Source organism: Collinsella sp. SGI.180, from assembly GCF_050313455.1.
Classification (GTDB): domain Bacteria; phylum Actinomycetota; class Coriobacteriia; order Coriobacteriales; family Coriobacteriaceae; genus Collinsella.
The window spans coordinates 1-2,447 of sequence record NZ_JBNPLL010000038.1 but is presented as its reverse complement, the minus strand read 5'-3'; the positions used below and the strand labels follow the sequence as shown (position 1 = coordinate 2,447).

Below are 2,447 nucleotides of genomic sequence, written 5' to 3'. Positions count from 1 at the left end.
GAAATCACGAGATAAAAGTTTCGGGTTTCACGACGATTGTTTCGCCTCATAAGCAAAGGCGCCGACCACCTCCAACGGATGGCCTAACTTAGTCATTGCTTCGGTAATCGACTCAAGGAGGCCGGAAAGGAAATGATCGGCATGTCAACTATTCTAGCAATCAAGCAGCGCGCTGCCCGTGGCGACAGCGTCGCCCAGATAGCCAGGGAGGAGGGAATCTCCGAGCCCACGGTGCGCAAATACCGCGACATGGACGACTTCTCCCCTCAGGTCAAGCCCAGGAAGAGGCGCGGTTCGAAGCTTGACCCGTTCAAGGCGACGATAGATCGTTGGCTTGCGGAGGACAGGAAGCGGCGCCCCAAGCAGCGACACACGGCCCAGCGGGTATTCGACCGGCTCGTCGCGGAATGCGGCTACGACGGCAGCTACACAATCGTCCAGGCCTACGTCAAGAAGCGCAAAGCCGAGCTCAAAGGCGCCAAAGACGAGTTCCTCAACCTCGAATGGGCGCCCGGCGAGGGGCAGGTCGACTTCGGCGTGTGCGACTTCAGGGTGCTGGGCGTCATGCGCGAGGTGCACTACCTGGTGGTCACCTTCCCGTTCTCCAACGTGTCGCTGGCGCAATGCTTCTGGGGCGAGACGTCGGAATGCGTCTGCGAGGGCCTGAAGGCCGTGTTCGAGTTCTGCGGGGGCGTGCCCACCCGGTTGGTGTTTGACAACGCCACGGGCGTCGGCAGAAGGGTCGGCCAGGTTGTCAGCACCGCCGACACGTTCACGCGCTTCGCCGCCCACTACGGGTTCGACTTCTCCTTCTGCAACCCCAACTCCGGCCACGAGAAGGGCTCCGTGGAGAATGCCGTCGGGGCCATCCGGCGCAACCTGTTCGTCCCCGTTCCCCGCATCGACAGCCTGCCCGCCTACAACAAGCGGATCCTCGGCAGGTGCCTGGATCGCGCCGGCAAGGACCATTACCTCAAAGGGGAGCCCGAGCGCCAGCTGTTCATGGAGGACTGCGTGGCCATGGCCGACCTGCCGGCGAAGCCCTTCCGCGTCGCGAAGATAGTCACGGCCAAGACCGACAAGTACGGCGACGCGTGCCTCGACGGCAGACACCGCTACCCGCTCGGGCCGGACCACGGCGAGGAGAGGGTGATCGTCGAGCTGGGCGCATTCCGGGTAGCCTTCTACGACGGCGAGGGCACGCAGATCGCCGCCTTCGACCGAGCATACGGGGATGCGCCCACCAAGGCCAGCGACCCCATGTCGCAGCTGGCGCTCCTTTGCAGGAAGCCGGGCGGATGGCAGAACAGCGCCGTCAGGGCGACCTTGCCGAAATCGCTGGCCAGGTCGATGGATTCCATGGGCAGGGCCGACAGGGGCACGATGCTCAGGATGCTTCGCGACGTCAGCGCGGATGCGGGCTACGAGGCCGCGGTAGCGGCGATGGCCGCGCTCGGCGCCGACGGCGGCGTCCCCAGCCGCGCTGACGTCGCATTGGCTGCCGCATGCACGGCGAACGGCCAAGGGTCCATCGCATACGACGACAGCCCCGACCTCGGAATGTACGACGCCGTCTTCGCAAAGGAGGCCTAGCCATGGACATCGAGCAGATGACGAGGGGCCAGATCGAGGCGGAGTTCGCCGCGCTGGCCAGGACCATGTACTTCACCAAGTCGACGATCGCGGCGTTTTCCAAGGATGCCACGCGAGGCCAGCTGGTGGCTGCATGCGAGCTGATCAGGAGCGAGAACGCCACCAGGGAGGAGAACAGGAAGGCAAGGCTCATGAGGCAGGCCAAATTCCCGGCCGTGAAGTCGGTCGCGGACTTCGACTTCGGCGAGGTGTCCTTCCCAGACGGCTACACCGTCGATGACCTGGTGTCATTGGAGTTTGTCCGGCAGGCCCAGGACTTCGTGTTCTACGGAGGATGCGGACGCGGAAAGACCCACCTGTCGATCGCACTGGGCGTGCTGGCGGCCGAGCGGGGCTACAAGGTCAGGTACTTCGAGACCGCGTCGCTGGTGCTGATGCTGAAGGCGGCCGTCGCCGACAACAGGCTCGAGCAGGTGCTTCGCGACATAGCCAAGGCAGACCTGCTGATAATCGACGAGTACGGCTACATCCCGATAGACATCGAGGGCGCTCGGCTGCTCTACCAGGTGATGTCGGCAACGTACGAGACGAGGAGCATGATCGTCACAACCAACATAGAGTTCGGCAAATGGGGCACTGTGCTGGGAGACGCGCACCTGGCCACGGCGACGATTGACAGGATCATGCATCATGGTCGGCTGGTTGAGTTCGGCGGGCAGAGCAGAAGGTTCGAGGAAGCCTTGATGATGGGAAGATCGGACAGTTAGCGAAGAAAGGGTGCGGCACCTTTGCAAAACGGTGAAACCCGAAAGAAATTAGTCGTGAAATCCTAAATTTAGTTGTTGTGAAAAACA

At 62.6% G+C, this 2,447-nt stretch carries 2 protein-coding genes; both read left to right on the top strand.

Annotated features, from left to right (window positions below; translation table 11 throughout):
- The first annotated feature begins 132 nt into the window (after positions 1-132).
- Positions 133-1,593 (top strand): IS21 family transposase, encoded by a 1,461-nt coding sequence (gene istA / locus ACQRAP_RS08595; protein ID WP_123220231.1) that lies wholly within the window; start codon positions 133-135, stop codon positions 1,591-1,593.
- A gap of 2 nt (positions 1,594-1,595) precedes the next feature.
- Complete coding sequence (gene istB / locus ACQRAP_RS08590; protein WP_273339942.1) at positions 1,596-2,360, top strand: IS21-like element helper ATPase IstB; 765 nt, start codon at positions 1,596-1,598, stop codon at positions 2,358-2,360.
- Positions 2,361-2,447 lie beyond the last annotated feature (87 nt).

Coding starts and splice junctions, on each gene's coding strand:
- istB (WP_273339942.1), top strand. CDS start 1,596: ATGGACATCGAGCAGATGACGAGGGGCCAGATCGAGGCGGAGTTCGCC.
- istA (WP_123220231.1), top strand. CDS start 133: ATGATCGGCATGTCAACTATTCTAGCAATCAAGCAGCGCGCTGCCCGT.